The sequence below is a fragment of the Pantoea sp. X85 genome (assembly GCF_029623675.1).
Lineage (GTDB): Bacteria > Pseudomonadota > Gammaproteobacteria > Enterobacterales > Enterobacteriaceae > Pantoea > Pantoea leporis.
Genome location: NZ_CP121108.1, coordinates 2431128 through 2455212 on the forward strand (window position 1 = coordinate 2431128; position 24085 = coordinate 2455212).

At 50.3% G+C, this 24085-nt stretch carries 18 protein-coding genes; all 18 read right to left on the reverse strand.

Features of this window, described 5'->3' with window-relative positions; genetic code table 11:
• Positions 1 to 61 precede the first annotated feature (61 nt).
• The 18 genes from P6287_RS11345 to P6287_RS11430 all read right to left on the reverse strand — a co-directional run bounded on the left by P6287_RS11345 (position 62) and on the right by P6287_RS11430 (position 24084).
• A complete protein-coding gene (locus P6287_RS11345) occupies positions 62 to 1411 on the reverse strand; it encodes a VasL domain-containing protein (RefSeq protein WP_277973714.1) in 1350 nt (449 codons plus the stop codon).
• A gap of 36 nt (positions 1412 to 1447) precedes the next feature.
• Positions 1448 to 1888 (reverse strand): type VI secretion system baseplate subunit TssE, encoded by a 441-nt coding sequence (gene tssE, locus P6287_RS11350; protein ID WP_192411649.1) that lies wholly within the window; start codon positions 1886 to 1888, stop codon positions 1448 to 1450.
• Positions 1889 to 1890: 2 nt separating this feature from the next.
• Positions 1891 to 2424 (reverse strand): type VI secretion system lipoprotein TssJ, encoded by a 534-nt coding sequence (gene tssJ, locus P6287_RS11355; protein WP_192411648.1) that lies wholly within the window; start codon positions 2422 to 2424, stop codon positions 1891 to 1893.
• Positions 2399 to 3496: a type VI secretion system baseplate subunit TssG gene (tssG, locus tag P6287_RS11360; protein WP_277973715.1), complete on the reverse strand. Its 1098-nt coding sequence runs from the start codon at positions 3494 to 3496 to the stop codon at positions 2399 to 2401. The genes tssJ and tssG overlap by 26 nt, the downstream gene beginning before the upstream one ends.
• Complete coding sequence (tssF, locus tag P6287_RS11365; RefSeq protein ID WP_277973716.1) at positions 3451 to 5214, reverse strand: type VI secretion system baseplate subunit TssF; 1764 nt, start codon at positions 5212 to 5214, stop codon at positions 3451 to 3453. The genes tssG and tssF overlap by 46 nt, the downstream gene beginning before the upstream one ends.
• A gap of 22 nt (positions 5215 to 5236) precedes the next feature.
• A complete protein-coding gene (locus P6287_RS11370; RefSeq protein ID WP_277973717.1) occupies positions 5237 to 6472 on the reverse strand; it encodes a hypothetical protein in 1236 nt (411 codons plus the stop codon).
• Between the two features lie 2 nt (positions 6473 to 6474).
• Positions 6475 to 6738: a PAAR domain-containing protein gene (locus P6287_RS11375; protein ID WP_277973718.1), complete on the reverse strand. Its 264-nt coding sequence runs from the start codon at positions 6736 to 6738 to the stop codon at positions 6475 to 6477.
• A 76-nt stretch (positions 6739 to 6814) separates the two neighbouring features.
• The gene (locus P6287_RS11380) at positions 6815 to 8011 is read right to left on the reverse strand and encodes a DUF6396 domain-containing protein (RefSeq protein WP_277973719.1); all 1197 of its coding nucleotides are present in this window, start codon (positions 8009 to 8011) and stop codon (positions 6815 to 6817) included.
• Between the two features lie 86 nt (positions 8012 to 8097).
• The gene (locus P6287_RS11385) at positions 8098 to 9960 is read right to left on the reverse strand and encodes a phospholipase D-like domain-containing protein (protein WP_277973720.1); all 1863 of its coding nucleotides are present in this window, start codon (positions 9958 to 9960) and stop codon (positions 8098 to 8100) included.
• Positions 9957 to 10094, reverse strand: coding sequence for a hypothetical protein (locus tag P6287_RS11390; RefSeq protein ID WP_192411639.1), 138 nt, complete (start codon positions 10092 to 10094; stop codon positions 9957 to 9959). Before P6287_RS11390 ends, P6287_RS11385 begins: the two co-directional genes overlap by 4 nt.
• Positions 10095 to 10195: 101 nt before the next feature.
• Complete coding sequence (locus P6287_RS11395; protein ID WP_192411638.1) at positions 10196 to 11476, reverse strand: DUF6396 domain-containing protein; 1281 nt, start codon at positions 11474 to 11476, stop codon at positions 10196 to 10198.
• Positions 11477 to 11478: 2 nt separating this feature from the next.
• Positions 11479 to 13323: a phospholipase D-like domain-containing protein gene (locus P6287_RS11400; RefSeq protein ID WP_277973721.1), complete on the reverse strand. Its 1845-nt coding sequence runs from the start codon at positions 13321 to 13323 to the stop codon at positions 11479 to 11481.
• Complete coding sequence (vgrG, locus tag P6287_RS11405; RefSeq protein WP_277973722.1) at positions 13320 to 16049, reverse strand: type VI secretion system Vgr family protein; 2730 nt, start codon at positions 16047 to 16049, stop codon at positions 13320 to 13322. The genes P6287_RS11400 and vgrG overlap by 4 nt, the downstream gene beginning before the upstream one ends.
• 166 nt (positions 16050 to 16215) lie before the next feature.
• Positions 16216 to 16527, reverse strand: coding sequence for a hypothetical protein (locus P6287_RS11410; RefSeq protein ID WP_277973723.1), 312 nt, complete (start codon positions 16525 to 16527; stop codon positions 16216 to 16218).
• A 727-nt stretch (positions 16528 to 17254) separates the two neighbouring features.
• Positions 17255 to 17965: a hypothetical protein gene (locus P6287_RS11415; RefSeq protein ID WP_192411634.1), complete on the reverse strand. Its 711-nt coding sequence runs from the start codon at positions 17963 to 17965 to the stop codon at positions 17255 to 17257.
• Between the two features lie 17 nt (positions 17966 to 17982).
• Entirely contained in the window at positions 17983 to 19566 is a 1584-nt protein-coding gene (gene tssA / locus P6287_RS11420; protein WP_277974929.1) for a type VI secretion system protein TssA, read from the reverse strand.
• Positions 19563 to 22952, reverse strand: a complete 3390-nt coding sequence (locus tag P6287_RS11425; RefSeq protein WP_277973724.1) for an ImcF-related family protein — start codon at positions 22950 to 22952, stop codon at positions 19563 to 19565. The genes tssA and P6287_RS11425 overlap by 4 nt, the downstream gene beginning before the upstream one ends.
• Positions 22936 to 24084 carry a type VI secretion protein gene (locus P6287_RS11430; RefSeq protein WP_277973725.1) on the reverse strand — a complete coding sequence of 383 codons (1149 nt, stop codon included), beginning with the start codon at positions 24082 to 24084 and terminating at the stop codon, positions 22936 to 22938. The genes P6287_RS11425 and P6287_RS11430 overlap by 17 nt, the downstream gene beginning before the upstream one ends.
• Position 24085: the final 1 nt, after the last annotated feature.

A 24085-nucleotide genomic window follows, 5' to 3' on the forward strand; every position in this document is an offset into this window, starting at 1 on the left:
AGGGGGATTCAAACCCCCGCAGAGTTTGATAGCTGCGAATACCGGTTGGCTGCGGATTTTGCTATTCCTGCTCTTTTGACGATGTAGCTATCGTTTGGTAACTGGCGATAAGCTGCTTCAGGTGCATTTCCGCTTGTGTTAACTGATTCTGTGTAGCGTCATCGTCCGATTGCTGCAACACGCGCAGTTCCTCTTCCAGTGGCACCGTTTCGTTGAACGCCTGCGTCATATTGTAGACCGCTGTTTTCAGTTCGCTCACTGTCAGATATTTGCCGCGCTTCTCGTCAAGTCCATTCAGGCGCTGCGACAACGTGTTGAGCTGCTCCATGCCCTGTTGCCATCCCTGCATTTTATCTGCTGGCATTGCTGCCGCGTTAAGCTGCTTGTTCCAGCGTGCGCTCATCGTTTTAACCGCATCCGAATCAGGCAACAACTGGCTGGCCTGCATCACTAACGCATTACCATGCTGCAGATTCCAGTCCGGCGATGCGCCCTGCAGCCAGTTCAGTTGCTGCTGCATTTGCTCCAGCCATGCTCCGTCGTTCAGCCATTCGGGGGGATTCGCCTGGAGCTCAGCCATCATTTCCGGTGTGAGAGGCGCAGCAACTGGTGATACTGAAGCCTGTAATGCCTGCTGCAACGGAGATTCCTGCTCAGTATTTTGCTCAACGAAATAGCCAGTGGCGACGATGAGTGACACGCTCAGCAGCGTCGCGCCAACGCCACTCACAAATGCCCGACGGCGCAGCCGCCTCACATCCTGTGCAGGCACACCCGGAGACGGAACGTACACCCAGCCACTGACTTCTGCACTAGCTAACGCCATTGCGGGCTTCTCAATCGGAACGACTTCAGGCAGCTTAGCCACAGCATCAGATGTTGAAACATCGCAGTGTTCCAGCATCACCACCGCACTGCGAATGCGGTCCAGCAGCGGATCAATCTGACTAAGCTGACGCAGTTCAAGACGTTGCAGATGATCGCCGGCTTCGCTGAGCAAGCGCGCCGCCTGGCTCAGCGCCGTCAAGTCTGCATCGGTTATCGTTTGAGTACGCAGGAATTGCTGCAACCGACGACTCAGTCCCGCCAGCAGTTCGATACGTGAATGTGCCGGTTGCGGCCATAACGTCGGCCAATCGCGGGTAATCAATGCTACTAGCACCGCCAGGCCTTCCGTTATACCTGCCGTTCCTGCCGTGTTCGCGCGCGATAGCGTGTACCAGACCGCACTTTGCAGCTCGACACCGTTTTTTTCGAACAGCGTTAAACAGAGCATGGAGACGTGCGGCCAATCGACATCCGGACGCGCCGGATGCGTGAGTTTCTGCATTTCCTGGCGCAGCGCGGCATATTCGGCAAACGCACGTGGATCGCCGCCGGTTTTAACGTAGCGAGGTTGAGATGAAGTCATTGCTGTGTTCCGAAAAGCCTTAATCAGGCAAAAAAATTAAACAGATGCCCTGGCATCCAGATATTGCTGCTGTTTCATGTGACGGATCATCACGCGCCCTTCCGGCATAAATTCGGTGCCGAAGCGCACCAGTCCTACTTCCTTTAACTCGGCATCAATCGCGTAGCGCAATTCGCCGGGCTGCGTTTGCTCCAACATCACAATGTCAACCCGCTTCAGACGCGGCTCATATTTCAGTAGCACGCCGGAAAGTGTGTGCATCAACTGGTGCGCGGTGCCGGGCATGCCCTGCAGGATGCGCGTCATATCCGGCAGGCCGTAATCCGGCAGGTGCGCCAGCGAACCGGCGCGGCTGTTGAGAATGCGCTGCATGTTATCCAGCACCGACAAAATCACTTGGTTCTCTTCGCCAACACGTTCCAGCTCCAGATCACCTTCAAAATTGCCGTACAGAATGTCGTAAAGTGAAGGTGTCATGATTACTCCTTCTTCACGGCCAGCAACGTCAACGTACCGTCGCCCAGTTCAATAATGCGCGCCTTGTCGGGATCGAGGTCGTCACGCGTTAGCACCAGCCGCCATTTCTCATTCTGCTGGTCCGGTGACAAAAACATGCCCGCTACTGCGACAAACTTTGCATTCTCTTCCATCGGCACATCAATACTCACTGACTCGCCGGGACGCACGCTCACCGATTTCTCCGCCACTAAATCGGTCTTCAGCGCCTGGCTGTCGGCGGCCAGCAGCGATGGATAGTCCGAGCTGTCGAACGCTTTACGATCCTTCAACTGCCAGACGCGCACCACGGTGGTCAACGCTGCGCCCTGAGCATTGCGGTTAACACCTTCGCGCGCGACAAAGTCGAGGTGCAGCGTTTTAATCTGTTTGTAGAAAATGGCTCTGGTCATCGAAACAGTGCCGTCCGACACTTTCTGCGTCAGTCCGCATCCGCTGACGGCCAGCGCGAATATTATAGGGAGCAGGGTTTTACCAGCGGTAATCGCCTTCTTCATCGGTCTCAATCCTTGATGTGTTGACCCGGACGCGCTCATAGCGGCCGAGCTGAATAGTAATAACGTCATCTCTTTTAGAATGTGATGCGCTCAACTGGGGCAGCACGGCAGTGCGTCCCAGCAGCACCGCATCAGCTTCACGGCAGCTTAGCTGCGCATCGGGTAGCAGGCTGCGCTCCACGCACAGCTCTAGCCGGGCATCGAGCTTCGCCCCGAGATAAACGTGCAGCATCGCCATAAAATCACCGTGCAGTTGTCCACCCGGCAGCCAACCGCTGACTTCGTCGCGATTGCGCGTGAACAGCCGAATCAGCACCTGGCCGTTGACGTCGGTGGCGTGCGTCCCCATCACCGGGCGATTCTTCATGCTCACCGGCTTACGTACACTCATCGCCAGGACGTTTCGCTGCTCAATGCGGCGCGGCTCCCAAGGCTTTATCTCCGCTCGCGTATCCGGCGCCAGCAGGGTGACCAGCGAACTCACACCCTCACCGGTGCGCCCCGGCAGCAACATCACTGGCAGAAGCGCCAGGAAACGCGATACCGGCGTGGCGACGTTTTCTGCACAGCCTTTAATGCCGAGTCCGGCCAGTCCCAGCAAATACTGCGAGGTATTATCGCGACCGCCTTCTGCGAAGGTTGCCGGATAGGAATACTTGCGCCAGATACGATAGAACTGGGTGGTCAGGCGATGATTAAAGATATCGAGAAAATCCTGCATCGCCTCATGGCCATCGCGGCGCAGAGCGATGTCATCGATATAGCGCGTTGGCAACGGCGATTCGGTGCCGTACAGCCCCATAAAGTTGACGCGCACAGTCGGCGGCAAACCGGGACGGGCAGGATTTTCATAGCCGCGGATTTCGCCCGCCGGAAAGCCCATGCCCGGATGCGGACGGAAGCGTACCGGTTCATGGCGCACCTGCCAGCCGCTGCCGGGCACTGGCGCGTCGGGATCGCTTTGCTCAAGCAGCTGGCAGAAGCGGTAAAAGTTCATGTACGGCAGCCGGTCACCCAGCTGCGCAATTAGCCGGGCAGGCGCTGGCTGTGATTCTCTTTCCACCGGATGCATTTTCCTTCTGGCCGGATGATGAGGGAGAGCTGAATGAACTGATTCATGTCGGCGTAAAGTGACAGGAAGCGGTTGAGCATCTCGCCGAACAGGTTGATGTCACCGTCACCGGTGAAGCCATTGCTGTCCAACGTGATTTCCACTTCGAGACCACGCAGCAGATAACCGTTTTCAAAGCGCTGCAGACGGTGATGCTGCACGTCAAGAATGGCGTCGAGCTTGCGGTTACACAGCTCGTCATCCTGCCAGTTGTAGAGCGCAAGCGTGCCGCGTAGCACTTCTGCACTGCTCATCATATTGATGAAGCCAGAGCCGAGATGGCTCAGCACGCGCCAGTGAAAGCGATCTTCTGCCGGTGGATAAGCGGGCAGCGTTGGACGACACAGGTTGCGCACCGTTACCGGCGTCTGTAATACCTGTTCGCAGCGATCCAGCAGCGTGCTCTGCAGCGCCCGGCGCGGTAGCTGACCGTTAGTGCCGGTGATGCGCAGCGACAGCGTATCTTTGGCCAGCTCCTGCCCCGCTTCCCATTGCTGGCCGCCGAGAATGAGCCAGGTATCGTGTAGCCCGCTCACGCCTTTACGCACGCGGGTATGGAAGTAGCGCTCAGGTGCCTGTCGACGCATCATGCCGCCCTTGTGGCGGAAACTCGAGAACGGCACGTAATCTGCGCTGCCGCCAATGCCCGAACCGTTAACCGCATCCACCGCGTAGATTTCGGTATGGCCGTCCTGCAGTCGCTTCGGACGAAGCAGGTATTCGCTCTCCAGTCCGCTCACCGTCAGCGGATCGGCCTCCAGCGTGAACAGGTTGATCACCGGCACACAGTGCAGCCGCAGAGACTCATCCGTCACCGGCAGATCGCTCTGCCACTGCGCGCTAAACACCACCTCAATATCGAAATATGCAAGGCCCGGCGGCAGCGTGATTTTCTCCAGCCCGTTGAGATGAACAAAGCGGAATTTCTCCGGGAAGGTGAAGTATTCGAGCAGCAGCTGATAGCCACTGAAGGCGCTGTCGCCCTTAGGCCACAGCCGGTCATCGTCGCCAAATCCGCCGGGGCTGAACCAGCCGTCGAGCCGCGCACGCTCTTCCTGACCCGCAAGGCGGATATACAACGCCGCCTGGCGACGCGTCAGCATCTGGTGCAGCGCGTTACTGAACGGTACGTCTTCACCCAGCCAGAAGCGTAGGCGGCTCAGGTCGGTCTGATTCCAGTCAGCCTGACCGCTGCTGTTGATGCGGATGCGCAGCAGCGAACGCCCATCCGGCTCGGTTGCCATTGTCACGCCAGCGACTTCCAGCGGATTCAGCGTTAGCGCCTGCGTGGTGCGGTAGCGGCATACGGTATTTTTCGGGCCAACCGGACGCGAATAGACCTCCAGTCCGGCTGGCGCCACCTCCGCCATTTTCATTTTTGGCAGGTCTGGTGTCAGCGCCACCACCGACAGCGACGGAATGGTGCGCAAGTAGTGCGGCCACAGCATGCTGACCAGCCCTTCAGTCAGTTCCGGCAGATCGTCATCAATTTTCTGACGCAGGCGACCGACGGAAAAGGCAAAGCCCTCCAGCAGACGTTCAACAAACGGGTCCGGCGCGCCAGCGCGATCAAGGTTAAGCATCGCAGCGCGATCGGGATGCGTGGCGGCAAATTCTTTCGCGGCATCACGCAGGTAGCGCATTTCGGTATCGTAATAGCGCAGGGTGAGATCTTTCATTATTGAGCCATGAGTTGTTGCGTTAAGTATTAGAGTTTTGGTCTTTAGCTGGCACGATCAGCGTGGCCCACAATTGCTCGGTTTCTAATCCCGTTCCACTCAGCATAATCTGTGGGCCTTCATTTAAGGAGGAACTGGCACAAGCGATAGTAAGCCAGCATGCAGCAGGCCCCGGATAACCCAACGTGCTGTTAATGTCGTGCAGATCCTGTCCAATATTGAGCGGTAACGATAGCGCTTTAAGAGCCATTGCCACCCTCTGCTGCCATGAAGAATGTATGCCAACCAACCATCCGCTTTTGATTTGTTCAGTCGTGGCATCTCCCCACAGCGCAGCATGTTGCACCGCATAGTTCAGATCCTCCTCAGTCACACTGTAAGCCTGTTCAGGTCGATGCAATTGCGCTAGCGGTTTGGGCGAATCTGGCAAACCCGGATTTGCCAGCAGTAAATAAACTAGCGATTCAGCCGATCCTTCCAGCTGTATAGGGGAAAAATTGACGGCTAATACTAAAAGCAATGAGGATTTATTGCTGCGATGATCAAGCCACTCATCGATAGCTTGAAGTCCAGAACCATGCAGCCATTCAATCGCTTGCTGGATGTGAGCATCGTTAAAATGTTGCTGCCACATTTTTTGAAAATTGATATCCGGCATGCCGATGTGATTTTCCAGTAGTAGATGCAGCGGTAAATCAGATGGAAACGATGCTAACGTCTTACTCAATTGATTAATTGTTGCGCTCATTGTTTGGTTAAGTATTTGCTCCGGCGATTGATCAGCCGTGGCATTTAACCGGCTATGTCTAATACCACGTTCGCTTTGCCATGAAGGCTGGGTTTTCAGTGCCTGCTGTTTTTGTTGGATCGCCTGCCATTGTTTTTTACCATCCTGATCATCAGGAAAACGCAATGCAGTATGAAGGCTGACGTCTAAGATGTTGAGGTAGCGCTGACCCAATTGCACTTGATGCTGAATAGCCTTTTCTCTTTTAGCATTCAGTTTATCCACTGTTGCAATATCACAGGAATAATAAACCATTCGCAAGACTAACAGTGTCAACCAAATAGCGGCTGGAATCACTAATGCTTTTTCCCAAAAGGCTTCAGCATCGATGGCTTTATTTTCCAGGTTTACTGACATTTGATAAGCGGTGCCTGATACCAAAAACAGAGCGAGTAATAATAGCCAGATCCACCATCTTGGTAATTCAGGTTGTTTGAGCGCAGTAGGTACCTGCCTGAGGTTGATTGCCATAATTACTCTGCCACAGCTTGTGTCAGGCTGGAGATTAATTCACAACCACACGCACACCGATGCCCCTGAAATGCCACTGGCACACCATTATCTTTAAACGTAGCATGGCCCTCAGCAATAAAATTCTTACCGTGACCAATAATAGGACAAATAACCGCATCCCCCTTACGTGCTGCGCCGATACCAGAAAATTTCATTGTGGTTGAACCTTCCAACACCGTGCCGCCACCATTATGGCTATCGCCTAAACGGATAATTCCTTTCATTAAATCACTCCTTTAAACTGAGAAAACGCCAACATTTTTTTGCGGCAATACATTTAAATAAAACAAACCATAATATTTAAATCTCAGCAATTAAACGCCATGCCATCATTTTTTCTTCAATCACAATTTTGTCCTCAAATGGCCAGGGACGAGTGACAACGCGCCGTACTCTGTCAGCTGGCAGAATATCTCCCTGATTAAAGCGCACTATCCTCTGAGTATTTAGGCTGTTGTAATCCCACCATTCCATTTCCCAATATCCACTCACGGGACACACCTCACCATTACGGCATGATAGCTTGATGGAATCATCACGAACAAAATGTGGTGACTCTGGTAATGGTTTGCCGGTAGCAGGATCGAGCTGTTTATCCCGCGCCATTTGGTTAATGAGTGCTTCACTGGGCTTTTCAGGTGGAATATTGGCTTCTCTTTCTTCCAGCCATTTCAACTTTCCATCCCAGGCGGGTAACGGTGCGGGTGGAAGTGGCACAATTTCATCTATTTCTGGGACTGTAGGATTGGTATAGGAGTATCTCTCAAGAACATCCCATATTATTTCGTAGCGCCTTACTCGCTCCTTATCCATCTCCTGCCCCATATAGTAAAGTTCATTATTTAACTCTGGCCCATCAAAACCACTTGATAGAAAGCTAGCTGCACTCGAGTTTCCTGCTTTAACTCCAAGTTGAAAAAATTTCAGTGCAGAATTAAAATCTGCACGATTCTGGTAATAAATACCTAAATTACGAGCAGTCTTACCTTCACCTTGCTCAGCTGCGCAACGGCGAAATTGAATACTAATATCAGGTGCCACATTACTTGGTGCTAATTTCTCTCCGACATATGCTTGAGCCTGAGGGCTACCTTCATCTGCAGCTTTACGCATGTAACGTAATGCCATCTCTTGATCCCGCTGCAACCCAGCTATGCCATGTTGAAGATAGATTGCAATAAAGTAATACCCAACTCCTACACCTGCGTCTATCAACTGCTGGCTCAAACGCAGTCGTTCTTCGTCATTAATAATAAATCGGCCTTGTAATGCACCATTTTGAAGATTTATATTTGCTTTTAAATTTCCGTTTTCAGATGCTATACGATAAAGGCGAGATACTTCAGCCTCAATTGAAACATTCTGATTAAGTTGATTATTTTTCTGTAACCAACGAGCATATGCAAACAATTTTTCTGATTCATTTTTTGAATCAGAAATCATCTGATGCTTACATGTGAATTCTAATTTCATCTTAACTGAACTTAATGCATTCATTTTCTTAGTCTCATTGAAAGCTGAGTTAATATTTATTTCATCACATGCCGTAAGAAAAAAAACAACACAAAGAATTAGTCTCATCATCAATCTAGATCGCTTAATGTATTTTCATTGTATTGAAATTCAATAATTGAGCATAATGGATTCATCAAGCCTTCGCCATGCTGACTTGATTTAATTCGATCAGAATTTTGCGCCATTAAATCCTCCCATTGCTTAAAGGCTACCTTAACATCATCCTGCCCACCCAAATTATTCGTATGCAGATTCCATAATCGCTTCCTCATCTTCTTGGTTACTGGCGCATTACAATGCGCAATATTCATTTCACTATCGACCTGCATACTTCGTGTGTTGATATTGGCTGAACCATGGGTGGTAAAAACATCATTGATAATCATCAGTTTTGAATGAATATATACTGGCATCCAGTTATTTCCCTCTGAATCAGGTGCCACCAGCGAACAGACGTGGATTTTTAATCCCGGATGCTCTACGGGGACAACGGCACTATTGTCTATTTCCTGCATTTTCGCTTTGACTTCCGCCTCTTTATCCTTCCTTTCCTTAATATATTTTATTTTTTCATCAAGTGAGGCATCAATCGATGGCGGACTTGGCATTTCATTCCACAGCGCCTCTTTACGTCTTAATTTGGTAATACCTGGAATGGTATCTGCCCGGCCTAAACTCTCCAGCATACGTTGCGTGTTTACTGTACCTGCTCCAATACCGCCATCAGTCACATTTGTCGTAACAAAGAGGTAAAGTGATCCGTGTTTTCCTGGATCGCGTCCCTCACGGGTCTGATCCGCAGCGACTTTCTTGATCAATTCTGCCAGTGGTGGCCAGCGGAAATACTGGTTTTCAATATAGATAAACTGTGTGGCGTTATTTGTTGCCTGTAAATAGAGTTTCTCAATATCGCGCTTACCTGCCTGCGCCTGGGTGCGCAGCAATTGCGCCATAATCGGCGTGCCAAGTGATTTTTGCGGCCGCATGTTTTTAGCCGCCTCACTGGCATTACGCTGCCACAAGAGATTCTGCCCGGTTTCTTTCTGCCAGGCGGTCGCGAAATTATGATGTAAATGCTCAAGAATTGGTCCGGTTACCCGACTGGAAATATCCTGGCGTGGCAGAGCACCGGTCGCGCCTTTATTCGGTTCGGGTGCATGAGCACCCCGATTTCTGGCTGAGTGTGCATTAGTATCCCAGTACTCATCCAGCATGTTATGGCCCATCACAAAACCCACGGCTCTCTCCGGCAGTTCATAATCCACTATTACGGTTTTTTGATGATGTGTGACAGTTCCTGCCATAGTAGCAATCGTTGAGTTACTCAGATTTTTATCAAGAGCCTTAAATTTTGCCTGGTATGCAATTTCAGCACGATCCCTCGCATTAAAACCACGGCTAACAAAATGAGGAAAAGGATAAAGTTTCTCAAGCGTGCTTTCTTTTCCCCGGACCATCTCCCTCATGGTATTAAAGCGCGCAGAGGTTTTAAACCACCAGCAGTCATAATCAAATTGTGTATCGGTAGAAGTCTGACCTGCACGGTTTCTTACAATCGGCAAAAACTTTCCAGGTAAATTTGCTTCATCACCAAATCCGGCAGTATTAAATGGCATTTCCCAGGCCAGTATTCTTACTTCAACGCCACGCTTTTCAGCAATATCAATCAATAATTGCCCAATACAGGGTGCTTTGCCATCACGCACAAAATACATCGAAGGCTGGAAACCCCAGCAAATAATATCCACTGATTTGCGCGCATTTTCGATGGCATGATGCACCGCACCAAATGCTTCCTCACCATTAATCAGCGGAAAATAGGTCGCCGGTAAAGGTTGATATTCGCTGCCCTGTACAAACCACGGCGGTGTAATCACACATTGATGGGTTATATCAGTTGCAATAGGTGAAACGATATCTGACTGACTCATGCGTCTTTTTCCCTGTCATTAATACCATCAAGTAATGCGGCATAGAGCGAACGGTGCCCGGTGTGCGAATCCGGAGCATTAATTTCTTCTGCAGGTTGCGAGTGATGATGATGAATGCCGCGATTTGCCAGCATGACCCTCTTTATTACTGAAGAATTAAAATGTAACGTTTATGGCATGCCGCCAGACTTCGGACGTCAAAGTTAGGTAACATCAGAACTTTTAAAAGAACACCTTAAGCTTCAGCGATTAAACGCCACGCCATCATTTTCTCTTCAATCACAATTTTGTCCTCGAATGGCCAGGGACGAGTGACCACGCGCCGTACTCTGTCAGCTGGCAGAATATCTCCCTGATTAAAACGCACTATCCTCTGAGTATTAAGGCTATTGTAATCCCACCATTCCATTTCCCAATATCCACTCACGGGACACACCTCACCATTACGGCATGATAGCTTGATGGAATCATCACGAACAAAATGTGGTGACTCTGGTAATGGTTTGCCGGTAGCAGGATCGAGTTGTTTATCTCGTGCCATTTGGTTAATCAGTGCTTCACTGGGCTTTTCAGGTGGAATATTGGCTTCTCTTTCTTCCAGCCATTTCAATTTTCCATCCCAGGCGGGTAACGGTGCGGGTGGAAGTGGCACAATTTCATCTATTTCTGGAATGGAAGGGTTTGCATAAGAATAATCATTCAGAATTGTACTTATAATTTCATATCTTTTAGTACGTTCAGTATCTTTTTGTTGCCCTAAATAATTAATTTTTTCTGATATTGTCGGACCGTCAAAACCATGTTTTAGGAAGCTTGCAGAAGCTGCATCACCTGCAGAAACGCCTAATTGGAATGCTTCAATGGCAGCCTCAAATTGCTTGTTTAATTGATAGTAAATCCCTAAGGAAAGCGCAGACCTTCCTTCTCCTTGCTCTGCTGCACAACGGCGGAGTTGTAAACCAATCTCAGGAGCAATATCTTTTGGTGCTAATTTATCACCAACATAAGCCTGCGCTTGTGGATTTCCTTCATCAGCAGCTTTACGCATATATCGTAAAGCCATCTCTTGGTCTTTCTGTAAACCTGCAACACCATGCTGAAGATAGATCGCAACAAAATAATACCCAGCACCAATGCCATGATTAATTAACTCCTGACTCATACGCAAACGCTCATCATCTTTTAAATAAAAATATCCTCTAAGTGAACCATTTTGTAAGTTTATGTTAGCTTTAGCATTACCATTCTCTGAAGCAATACGATAAAGGCGTTCTACTTGAGAGTACACGTTCTCATCTTGTTTAAGTTGATTATTTTTTTGCATCCAACGCGCATAGTTAAATATAACCTCTGCATCAGGCGATGACTCAATCATTTTTTGCCGGCTGCAAACAAACTCTTTTTTATAATTTAAATTTAACAATGAATCCATGGTGCCTTTACCTATCAATGAAGCATGTCCCCTGCTCTGATCGCAGGCAATAAGCAGTAAAATAAAACACAAAATATTTTTCATGATTAATCCAAATCGGTTAACTTTGTTTCAGCATAGTAAAACTCAATAAGAGAAACTTCTGGAGGGTGATGTTCACCTTCAAAAACCTTATTACTTTGAATTAATCTATCCCATTCTATGTATGCTTCCCCTGCATCATCCTGCCCACCTAAATTATTAGTATGCAAATTCCACAATCTCTTCCGCATCACCTTTGTTACTGATGTATTACAATGAGCAATATTCATTTCACTATCAACCTGCATGCTTCGAGTATTGATATTGGCCGACCCATGCGTGGTAAATACATCATTGATGATCATTAACTTAGAGTGAATATATACTGGCATCCAATCATTTGGATCAGAGTCAGGTGCAACTAAAGAGCAGACATGAATTTTTAACCCGGGATGTTCTACTGGAACAACCACACTATTATCAACTTCCTTTTCTTTTGCTCTGATTTCAGCTTTTTTCTTATCTCGCCCCTGAATATATTTTAATTTATCAGCGTAGGTTGCATCAATAGATGGTGGAGTTGGCATTTCATTCCACAACATCTCTTTACGTCTTAATTTGGTAATTCCAGGTATAGTATCAGCACGCCCCAAACTCTCGAGCATACGTTGCGTATTCACTTTGCCAGGCCCAATTTCCTGCTCACTCACATTGGTTGTAACAAAAAGATATAGTGATCCGTGTTTTCCTGGATCGCGTCCTTCACGAGTCTGATCTGCTGCGACTTTCTTGATCAATTCTGCCAGTGGAGGCCAGCGGAAATACTGGTTCTCAATATAGATAAACTGCGTTGCATTGTTTGTTGCCTGCAAATAGAGTTTCTCAATATCTCGCTTACCTTCCTGCGCCTGAGTGCGCAGCAATTGTGCCATTAATGGAGCACCAAGCGATCTTTGCGGCTTCATTTTTTTAGCCACTTCACTGGCGTGACGCTGCAACAAGAGATCCTGCCCGGTTTCTCTCTTCCATGCAGTCGCGAAATTATGATGCAGATGCTCTAGTATTGGTCCGGTTACCCGGCTGGAAATGTCCTGACGTGGCAGTGCACCAGTCGCACCTTTATTCGGTGGGAGTCTATTCTCACCTCGATTAGCAGCTGAATGCGCGTCTGTGTCCCAGTATTCGTCCAGCATGTTGTGACCCATTACAAAACCAACCGCTCTCTCCGGCAGTTCATAATCCACTAACACTGTTTTTTGATGGTGTGTAACACTCGCTGCCATAGTAGCAGTGCTCATATTGCTCAGATTTTTATCAAGGCTATTGAACTTAATCTGATAAGCAATTTCCGCACGCTCATCTACATTAAAGCCACGGCTGACAAATTGTGGGAACTGCTGCAGTTTTTTTGGTGTAGTTCCTATTCCACGCGATATCTCTTTAATGGTGTTAGCAAGCGCATATTTTTCAAACCAATCCTGATCAAAAGAAAATTGATCATTAGTCGAGGTTTGACCCGCTCTATTTTTAACTCCAGTAATAAATTTACCCGGCAAATTAGCTTCACCACCAAATCCAGCGGTATTAAACGGCATTTCCCAACCTAGGATCCTCACTTCAATGTCACGCTTCTGTGCAAGATCTTCTAATAGTTGCCCAATACAGGGGGCTTGACCATCACGCACAAAATACATTGAAGGTTGAAAACCCCAGCAAATAATATCCACTGATTTTCGCGCATTTTCGATGGCATGATGCACCGCACCAAATGCTTCCTCACCATTAATCAGCGGAAAATAGGTCGCCGGTAAAGGTTGATATTCGCTGCCCTGTACAAACCACGGCGGTGTAATCACACATTGATGGGTTATATCAGTTGCAATAGGTGAAACGATATCTGACTGACTCATGCGTCTTTTTCCCTGTCATTAATACCATCAAGTAATGCGGCATAGAGCGAACGGTGCCCGGTGTGCGAATCCGGAGCATTAATTTCTTCTGCAGGTTGCGAGTGATGATGATGAATGCCGCGATTCGCTAGAACACCTTGCTCTGGATTGCGATAAGTGGCGGCGACGGGAATCTGGTAGCTAACACCGTTTGCCATTACCAAGCGATAAGATTTCGTCACGGTTTGATGTTCAACCGGTAAATTGCCGGTGTTATCCAGCACGCCCTGTTTTATCGCTGCTCCATCGGCGTACAACGTATACGGCATGCCAGCCCAGCTTCCGGCTTCTGCATCAGGTGACATTGGTACTTTGAGATTCAATAATTGCTTAGCGGTGGATTGGATTTCGGGATATTCAGGATGTTCCGCCGTCATACTTGCCGGTCCGCTATAGGCGAAATCTGCTGATTTCACCGCAAAGTCACCATCGGTGCCCAACTCAATTTTGCACGGATCCAGCGTAATGTAGCTTCCCCCGGCATTCAGCACGATTTTCTTTTTAGCAATGATATGAATTTCTTCTTCGGTGCTGGTAATTTCCAGTCCTTGCCTTGCAAGCAATTGCAATTGATCGTTCTGCGCCTGAATCGAAACCGGCCCCTGATTTGCTAATAGCTTGATACCCATCCTGCGCACAAATACATTCAGTCCCTCGCCCACACCGATAAACATGCGTTTGACGATGCCAACATCAGCGTCTGCCTCTGCGGTGGCGATTAAGTTCTTTGCCGCTGCAAGCTGTAAATGTTTACCGCTGGTTAACGCGATTCCCTGCGGCGCACTAAGCAGTGCGACTGCTTGCTTGAGCTGTTCTAACTCTTCGCGCATGAAATTAAGTTGAGTTTCCACTTGCGCAGGTTCTGCGCCTGCGGCTTTTCCATCATCAGCTAACTGCTGCATTTGATTGCCTGCATTGTGCAAGCGGTTAAGTGCATCCTGCATCTCAAGCACTTCTGCACCAGCGCCAGGTTGCTTATCTGCACTTATAAAAATACCGCTTCCAGCACGAATCCCGCCCCACTTGTCCGTGCGCAGTTCAAAACCTTCACCGCGTTTGGCTCTCGAGGAATCCACCAGGTGCCCCAGGCTTAGCTGTGATTTACCACCATACTCGGTGCTGAGTTTGACGTGCTCTTCACCGCGCTTATCTTCCATGCGCAGTTTGTTTAAACCTGCGGTGCGGATAACGTTGCGTGTGCTGTTCTTTTCGGTGACGTGGTCGACATGGCGCGAATCATGAAGCGCGTGAGCAATATAAGGCTGGTCAGGATCACCTTCGCGGAAGGCTATCGCTACTTCCGTTCCCTGAATCAGTGGGAAGTGGAAGCCATACATATCGCCGCCATAAGGTTTGGCGAGTCGCACTGGCATGCTCTCCTGCCCGCGATCTTTGCTCTCTTCATCCGCATCAAACACCACACGATAAAGACCTGAAGCGTCCTGCCAGGCGTAGATATCATTATCTTTTGCGCTAGTGACTCGCGCTGTCATGGTGCCGCTGACTTTAGGGCGTACAAGCATTGCTGGACGCCAGCAAATAGTTTCACTGTATGGCACGGCGCCAATCGTCACTCGCATGGCTGATTCCCGACTGGCAACGAACTTCAACTTTATAATTACCAGTGGGTTATGCAGCAACTCTGGCAAGGTTGAAGGAACACTATTGTCGGTTATTATCAGCGTTTGCCCAGCAGCCAGAGAGGGATCGGTGCTTATTCCTGTAATGGATGTTCGGCTAGCGAGGAAGCGTTCATGATCCAAACGTGCATAGAAGTTTGCGGTTTCTGCAGCTGGTGTGTACTTGTCACCAGATTGGGGATGGCGAGGTCGATAATGATAAACCTTGCCATAATTAGTTGCATCGCCATCGCCCCGTGTCATATCCGCTTCCGCAGACCGTAAAATATATTGCGCCTCACGATGGTTATAATCTTTAGCGGATACGCTAGCTTCCACAACCTGATGATTAAGATTTAGTTCCCAGATCGAATCTTTTCCGCCATCATCCATACCTGAAGGGCTGTTAAGCGGCAGCGATTTGACAGTATTAAACGACACCTGACTGTCACCAAAATGGATTACTTCAGTGCGCGCATCCTCCTGTAAGCGAAAGTAGAAAAAAATTCCTACTTCAGCCAGTAAACGTTGAATAAATTTTAGATCACTTTCCTGGTACTGATTAATTTGTTCGCGCTTTGGATAGCTTTGCTTCAGGCTAAATTGGTATTGCCAGGCTTCCAGACCATGTTCAGTAAGTATTTTCGTTACCACTTCAGGCACTGATTTATTGACGAAAAATCGATGACTGTGGAATTGTTTACCTAGCAGTGAAACAAATGGCTCAATAATAATTTCATAGCTTACTTGATCGCGTGAACCTTGCAATCGCCGAAAGTGAGTTATCACTCCGTGTATGACTTTAACGATTTTTTCAGGAAATACCGATTTCAGCTCATCTGAGGAAGCTTGCATATTTAACCAGACTTTTTTCCGCAGCATCTGCTGAGGCTGTATGTCGCCAGCATCGCTGGTGAAACGAACTGTGTAACAATACAGTTCGCTCATCTCCTCCTTTCCCTCAATCTCTTCAACATCAGTACTAAAGGTGCTGCCCGGTAAATCGAGATAATAGCGATTTAATGAGACCGACAAAACTTTCTGTAGAATACCGGATGTATTCATCATATCCTCCATGACGTAAAGATACTGATAATTAAGTTACATAGTGAATCTTAAACATCCTACACAGAGCTCTAATTATTTATTCAGAGATAAACCGGATGCTGATGGAGCGAAGGCTTACTGCATAGGTATAATAAAAACAGACTTACAGGAAAGAAAAAAACACTTCCTATATACAGGAAGCCAAACCACCAACCTGAGCGGCCAATATCGTGCATGCGTCGAATTCCCAGCGACATAAAAGAAAAATAATGATTACGCTGAAAAATGACATAACAGTCGCAAGACCAATCCCACAAAATTTAATCACCCATAAATCAACCCAAATAAGAGCAATAAGAAGCACGGCGCCTGAGCATAAAGATGGGAGCGTGCTGACCAGAATAAATGACCAGAATTCCTTGCGCGTGGTGCAGTTTTTATAATCGAATGTTTTACGCCAGGCTCCGGCGTAACATTCCGCTAAGCGGTCGTTCATCATTTAATCCCTAACAGTTAACCCACCTATCGGATCCGGCGCGCCAGCCCGGTCTATTTTGTCCTTCTTAGTGCTATCAGGTTGCGTGGCGGAAAATTCCTTAGCGGCATTATGCAGCTAGCGCATTTCGGTGTCGTAATAGCGCAGGGTGAGATCTTTCATTACGGCACTCTGATTGTTTTTTTATTGCGTTAATGTGGAAGCGGTGATGGCTCTACTGAAGGTTTGCAGCACAGATATGTCAGGGAAAAAATAACGCTCAAATTCAATACCAGGTTTGCCCAAATCGATATAGAGAGTTCGATATCCCATGGAAAGCGATTTGCAATACTGTTGACCAGAACACCAAGTAATACAGGAATAATAAAAATATTGCTAAGTAGCAGGCTACTAAACCACCAGCCACTCCGACCAATATCATGCATTCTTCTTACGCCCTAAGACATAACAGGGATGATCAGGATGCATATAAATAACAGTTGAAGAGAAAAACACATTGAAAGAAACAACAAGACATCAACTATGCCACTGCCGGTCAGAGTCAGCATTCCAGTTATTGCTGAATATAAATTCAAAGCTAATAAATTTATCAGAATGAAAACCCAAAACTCTTTCCGACTTGCGCATCCATTATAATTAAATATGTTTCGCCCCCCACCGATGTAACATCTGATGATGCATCTAATCATCTCACCCTCTTATTAGATTGATGAATATCCCTATCCTATTACTACTTTGCAGTGAGTAGATATAGCGGAATAAAAACAACATCCCCAATTAACGTGACAGGTGTCAATGCAAGTTTTAAGGCTAACGAGCCACTGTCGAACTTATCGTAACGATATGATGAATAAAATCGCACCTGATAGCTTTCATCGAGTGATGTTGTCTGAGGGAAAGATGAACCTAACCTCATTCTATTGATAATGATGCCCTCAACGGTCACTGAACGCTGTAAATAACCGTCCACTGATGAAAACCGCTTATCCTCAAGCGCTTTCTTTTGTGATTGAGTTAATGCAGTTACAGGTTTTCGAGTTCTAACGCTCATTGTTTGTTGGAATTCTGCATTAGTGTTCTTACTGTAGTGGCCTTTGAGATTCATATCGATAAATTTATCATCATTGTTCATTCTTAATGGCACTTTCTTCATCAAATCGTTCAATGCCAATAATTCATTACCGTTAACCGTCACAAAATAGATATTATCGTCCCCAACGAATCCTACGCCTTCATCTGGAAGTCTGATAATGTCTTTTCCAGTGCCATTATCTTCTTCAGTCAGATTTACATTTTTATACTCAAACATCCCGCTAATTCGATCAGAGAAATTCATTTCTCGCACAGTTGTTGATCGGGTGTCACTTAAGCTCCATAAGTAATAAGTACAGCCTGTTAATGAAAAAACCATCATTACAATAATCGCGCGTAAAATCAGCATAATAAATCCCTTTTGTTTTAACCCAGTAACACCACAGCGCGTGCCGCATCGATATGAACCAGCCCAGCTAACAGTTGTTCCATTTCCGGCTGCACTCGCGCTTTATCCGCTTCACTGCGCCCAACGCGGGCGCGCATTAATTTCAGCCTTCTTGATTTCACTTCAAACAGCAGTGACGGTTCCCACTGACCGAGCGTCATGTCATCTGCGCTGTTATCCAGCCCGCTAAGCAGGTGTAGCGCCATTTCCTGACGGCCAAACTGCTCGGCGACGCGCGCCATCAGCAGACGCAGCAGCCACTGCTGTCGCGGTAAAGCAGTTCCCGGCCGATGCTGCAGCCATGTCAGCGCCGTTTCGATACCTTCGCGATCGGCTAGCTCTACGGCTTCGCTTTCCAGTTGCAGAATGTCATCCTCATTGCTGGCACCGGGAGAAGCTGACGCCCCTTCGCCCCAACCGGGTTCGGTGTTCATGACCTGCTGCTGTATCCAGCCGAGCGTCACCTCATCGGCAAACGGCGTACCGTCGCTGAACGCCAGCGTTTCCAGCCCGGTCAGGCGCGACAACAGTCCTTTAAGATCGTCCTGCACGATGGCGGCAAGCGTGGTGTTGCCGGCGCGCGTCAGCGCCTGATGGATGTACCACTGCAGGTCAAGCCAGAAGTGGTTGCCGCCGCGCGAGAACAGGCTGTCAGCCTGCTCGGTCAGTTCCTGCCAGCTCTGCTGCAGCCAAAGACGTTTAAGCTGAGCGCGCTGGTCTGCCTTAGGCGGTTCGATACGACTTTTGCCGTCGCCGGAAAGCGGCGGCAGTTGCAGCAGCGTATCGTGGCGCAGGGATTTCATCAGACGGTGCGCAGCAAGCCAGCCGCCGGGTTGATCACGCAGGTATTTCGACAGCGTGCGCGCCTGATCCAGCAGCTCGCGTCCGGAGGCTATCGCCCCCATCTGTGGCGCAGCCGGACCGCTGGTTTGATGCTTATCACCCTCACCCGCCGCCTGTGGCACCACCGCATCCGGGCCACCCGCTTTAAGCAGGCGATTTTCCAGCGCCGCATACAGACTGCCCAGCCCGGCACCGCCGTGCTCCAGGCTCGCGTCCTCAATCAACAACAGTGCGCCAGCGATACGCAACGCATCCTGTTTGGTGACTTCTGGATAAAGTGAAAGTGTGTCGAGCATGCGCGAACCGGCGGGCCAGCGCAGCGCGGCTTCACGGCTGCGCGCGCGTTGTGGATGCAGGCTGCTGCCAAACTGCGTCAGTAGTCCGGCCATTAATGACAAGCCATCAGCCAGCCCGGCTTCGCCATCAAGTTGCAGGCGTGCCCAGCTGTACCAGGCCGCCACGCGGATGTCTTTCGTAACAGAGGTGAGTAGGTTTTCCGCCAGCTCGCAGATAAGCGCGGTGTCCGCCCCGGAAAGGCGGTTCACCTCCTCCTGCATCTGCTGAAAACCGTCGTGATAGGTCGGGTCCTCACCAGCGGGATTGTCCGCCGATACCGGCTGCAGCCAGTTATTCCACAGTGCGATTTGCTGTTTTGCCTGAGCGCGCAGCGTCTCAGCGTCTTCACCACAGGCGCTGATAAGAGATTTAAGCGGCATTATTCGTCCTCCGTGACGTTAAGGTCTTCCGGCGCGATAGTTGTGGCGCTCTGGAGAAAAATATCGGATGGCAGCGTGAAGTTGCGCAGCCGCAATAGCGCCAGCGGGCCATCACCGGCTTCGGTGCGCAGAATGTAATTCAGCGTGCGGCCATCGGGCGCGGCCCAGCTCAGTTGCCAGCTGCTGCTGATGCCTGGATTAGCGGTGACCTGCGCCTTATCCAGCAGGCGGATTAAGCCCCAGCCACCCGGCATGTCGCCATATAATCGTGTACCCGCCTCGGTGCTGACCCAGCTCAGCGTTGCGCCCGGCGCTTCGGTATCCGCCGGCCAGGTGAAACGTTTCCAGGCCGGCATCTGGTTCACGTACTCCAGCTTCTGGCTGTCGATGGTCAGCGTCGTCTGCGATACGCCTGCCGCCGTGCCGGGACGCAGCTCAAAGTGCAGTCCCGCTTCACCGGTGGTGAAAACCACGTCGGAAATCTGACTCAGTTGGTTAATCGCTTTCAGGAATGCCGGGTTGAAGGTCAGCCCCTGCGCGTTGATGCTGTCCGGCACCCAGCGTGTGCCTTCGCGGTGCAGCACGCCGTTAAGTCGCGTTTGCAGGAAGCGGGTGATGCGGCCGGTATCGCTGTTGAGATACTTCGCCAGCAGCGGCAGAGAAACTTCGCTGCTGACGTTTTTGAACGGATAGCGACCGCCAAAGGCACTGTTCCACTCGCTCACTACCGCCTGTTGCCACTGGACGTTGAGGCTTTCCGCCGCCGGACTTAATACCTGCTGCCAGGCCTGCTCCATCGGGCGCACAAACACTGTCTGCCCGAAGCCGCTCCACTCCTGTCCCAGACCAGCAGCAATCAGGCTGCCGTAGTCGCGGGTTTCAGTCAGATCGACGGTTTTGCCCTGGAACACCGTCTGCGCCAGCGTCTGCGTCATCGCCTGCGGGTCGGCGGCGTTGGTGACCTGCTGCAGACGCAGGCGCACCTGCGTGACGCGGGTGAGGAAAGTGCGCAGATTCATTGACGACGAGCTGCCCTGCGCTTCGGTCAGCGACAGCAGCGGACCAAAGGTGGCATCCAGCGGACCGCTCGGCCCGGCATTCTGATCAATTGCCGGCAGCTTCTCTTTGCTAAACAGGTTCTGCGCCGACTTCACCAGCGAGTCGGCCAGCGCCCCGCCGGTCTGACCGGTACGCCCCTGCACGTTCAACGTGTTCATCAATGCCACCAGCGGCGACTGACGCACGTCGGCCATCAGCGTCAGCTGGTCAATGGCATCCGACAGCGTCGGCGCGGGCTGCAGGCGCAGGCTGTTGAGGAAGTTCAGCCAGGCCGCACTGTAATCGGCGAAGTAGCGGCTAGTGAGCTGCGCTTCCAGTACGTCGGGCGAGGAGGATTTGCCGGTCGCGGGCGGATTGTCGCCCAGCACCCAGTCCATCTCCTCGCGGCGGGCATTGGCCACTTTATCAATCGCGGGTTTCACGCCGTCGTCCCATGCCTGACGGGTGAACATACCCGGTACCACTTCATCAGTGCTGAACAGCAGCGCCGCATCGGTATCGCCAGTCATGTCAGTAAGGCGCATATCGGCATAGTTGCGCGACACCTGCGCCAGCACCTGCTGATACAGACGTGATTCGCTGTTGCTGACGCCAAGCTGACGCACCAGTAGCGCGCGCACCTGGCCGGTCAGTTCCGGGTCCGCCTTTAGTTTCCATTCAGGATGCGTAACCAGACCTGCGCCGTAAAACGCCAGTAAGCCGGGCGCTCTGCCCTGCCAGTAACCTGTAGCCACATCTGCGCGCTGCGCCCAGTCCTGCATCAGCGCCTGGCTGAACCATGCTGAATCCATACGCTCCGGGCGCACCAGCATCAGCCACAGCTTGAGCTGGGCGTAAGCTGGTTTGGCGAGCGTGTCGCGCAGCGGGCTGTCAGGCGGCAGGTCAGCGACCGTCTGCAGCTCCTTACGCAGATGCGTGGCTGCCGCATCGCGCAGTAACGGCAGCGCCGCCTGCGCGTAACGCGGCCACAGTGCCGCCAGCAGCGCGCCGTTTTGATTCAGCCCAAGACAGCTGTACCAGGGCGCACCGTGCTCCGCACGATGTTGCAGGCGCTGCATGGTTTTCTGCAGATCAGAAAGCGCCATCAGACGCTGCTGCAGCGGTTGTCCAGTATCGGCCGCCTGCATCGCCTGCGTATGAGCGTTGCTGATAACGCTGCTGTTGGTGGTGAACGACACCAGCAGGCCCGCGCCCCAGGCAATCACCGCCAGGCACGCCACGGATGCCAGCAGGCGCGACCAGGAAAAGCCGCGACGCTGCGGACGCAGGTGCGCCGGCAGCGACGTGAATGTAGACGGCAGCGCATCCCAGCGGTTATCGCGGCCCCAGTGATTGGGTACTGCGCGCTCTGCACCTTCAGATGCTGGACTAAATACCAGCCCCGCCAGCGGAAGCGGTCGATACGGATTCTGCAGTGGTGCAATCAGCGCGTTGAGTGTTTCAGGTTCACGCGTCAGTTGGTCTGCCAGGCTCAGCAGGAAACGATGCTGCGGCGAACCTGCCGCCTGCTGAATGCCTTGGGTGGTGAGCTGCGCTGCCAACTCCGCCAGCAACTTGTCTATTTTACCTGTAGTAAGTGTCTGAATGCCCACAGCCTGAATCATGCGGCCCAGCTGCTTTTCGGCGCGCGGATGCAGTGACCATACATAAAGCGGCAACCGCCAGCCCAGCTTCTCATAGCGTGCCGATAACGCGTGGGCGGTGGCATCCATCGCGGCGGCAGAAGGTAATGCTGTGGCAGGGACGCCCGAAGTGTCGGCAAGATGATCAATGGCGGAGGTAACCCAGATCATCGCATCAGCCGGACGACGACGCAGACGTTTTAGGGCGGTCAGCCAACTTTCATCTGGTGAGGATGCAGGATCGCCGCCCCACAGTAATAATGTTCCGCGATCTTCCTGCCAGAGCTGGTTAGTCAGGCCTGGCGTCAGGCGTTCAACATCAGCCATGCTTCCGGTGACCAGCAGGATGCGGACTTTGCGTTTCCAGAAGTGGCCATAATGCTGGCGCAGTGCGTGGCGGATTTCATCGATAGTGATGTTGCGTGGAGACGTTTTTTCCAGCCTGGATTCTTCGGCAGGAAGAGCATGAGTTTCTTTAGAAAAACGACGATGATAAGACTGTTTAACTCCCTTCGCCATTGCAGGGAGATAGCAGAGGAAAGCGATGCCCAAGCAGATTGCTAAAAGAGCCAGTAATTTGTCTTTTGTAGTATCAATGCCTGCATAAGTGCCATATTGGTTAATCAGTAGCCATATCAAGACAATTCCAGCAATGATTAATCCAACTATCCCGAGGCGGCCAAAAATAAGATTACCCGGTTTGTTCATATTCACGTCCTGTGGTGTGGGTACTGATGTACTGCTCGGTTCCGCTAGAGAAAAGTGTCAGTAATGATTCTTTACGTAGGCTGACCAGATCCGCAGTCAATGCGATAAGAAGCCAGGGAGAACCCTTTCCTGGTATGCCAGTGATTTTTTCAAGATTCAGTCTTTCTGCTGGTTGCCACTTAGCATCGAACTGCCCCCCTGTGGACATTAACGATGCAGATACTTTCTCCCAATCCAAAACATCTGCAACTACGCGTGATGTGAGACAAGCCGTAGTTTGTGTTTCAAGAAAAAGAATAAAATCCTGTTCAAACATCGCCATCGCTAGCGGCATGGGACGCAGCAAGCGAGTGGCATGAGATAATTGATATTTCTCCGCAACGTCGTCGCTGGTAAGCAGCAAAGTCGCCAGGCCATCGGAATAGAATTTTTCACCATGAAGCTGCATCACAATAATCAGATCGACAGTCATGGTGGGCTGTTTGAGGCGTTCTTCAAGGTGCGCCATCGAAAGTGTTTTCGAGATGACAACATCGACTGGTGCTATAAGTTCGGGAAAAACAGACGCCCATACATCGGGGAATTCTTCGTTAAGCTGGACGGGATCGCTATCAGTTAAAACACTAATTCGCAGCGGTAGCGTGGGTGGCAATGATTTCAGTTCGGATTGCACCCCTAACAAACAGGATTTTAACGGAGATTGAACGCCTTCAATCCGCCTTGCCAATGATCCTCTTGATGGGAACGCATCAGGCGAAGATTCAAGAACCGCAGCCGCTGTGATGCCATCAGGCAGTTGGATACTGCTGCCTAACACAGCAATATAGCGCTGTGCCCATTGCTCCCATTGCTGTTGTCCGCGCTCTGCCTCGTGCTGCAGGAACAGATGCTTGTCTATTTCTCGCTGTCTTAACCAGTAACGCGCGCAGAAGGCGATAAACCAGCACAACGGCAAGGTTAGAGAGACCAGCCAGATATTTAATACAGTGAGAGGTTTAAACGAACCTGATGCATGAAGAATAAATATTAAAACTGCGACGACAATTATTAATGCCCCGACTATTAGCCATCCAATTAAATTTGGCGCAGGGGATAACTCTGTTATTATTGCTTTTGTTCTTACCCAAGCCATT